The sequence below is a fragment of the Novosphingobium sp. MBES04 genome, from assembly GCF_000813185.1.
Classification (GTDB): Bacteria; Pseudomonadota; Alphaproteobacteria; order Sphingomonadales; family Sphingomonadaceae; genus Novosphingobium; species Novosphingobium decolorationis.
The window spans coordinates 1-627 of the sequence record NZ_DF850519.1; the positions used below are offsets into that span (position 1 = coordinate 1).

1 pseudogene is annotated in these 627 nt (G+C 59.5%); it reads right to left on the reverse strand.

Features of this window, described 5'->3' with window-relative positions:
* Nucleotides 1–546, reverse strand: a pseudogene (locus MBENS4_RS25180) (IS3 family transposase); the annotation flags it as partial.
* Nucleotides 547–627: the final 81 nt, after the last annotated feature.

The following is a 627-nucleotide window of genomic DNA, read 5'->3' on the forward strand; positions in this document are numbered from 1 at the left end:
CCATCTTCTTCATCAGGCTCGCGACATGGCAGCGGCCGATCGTGATGCCCTCCTGACGAAGAAAGTCGCGCATCATCCGGCTGCCTGCGAACGGAAACTCCAGATGCAGCGCGTCGATGCGACGCATGATCGCGAGATCTTCGGACGAAACCGGCCGGGGCAGATAATAGACACTGCCCCGGCTGATCCCCAGTTCCTTCGCCTGCCGCTTCACCGGCAAGGTGTGCGTTCGATCGATCATCGCTTTGCGCTCGGCAACAGTCCTGCCTTGCCGAGCGCGCCTTCCAAAAAATCGTTGGCCAACGTCAGTTCGCCAATCTTGGCATGCAGCGTCTTCACGTCGACAGCCGGTTCGTCGGAAGACTTCTCCGAGCCGAACACTCCGGCTGCCCCTTCAAGCAACTGCGTGCGCCACGTCGTGATCTGGTTAGGATGTAGATCATAGTCGTGCGCCAGTTCCGCCAACGTCTTCTCGCCCTTGATCGCGGCAAGCGCCACCTTCGCCTTAAATGCCGGGCTGTGGTTGCGCCGGGGTCGTCTGCTCATTCTCTGCTCCTGTCTCGCAGCCTTCCTGGCTGCCTTCAGGCAGAAAATCCAATTATCTCAGTGTGCAGATTCTCCAGGCCA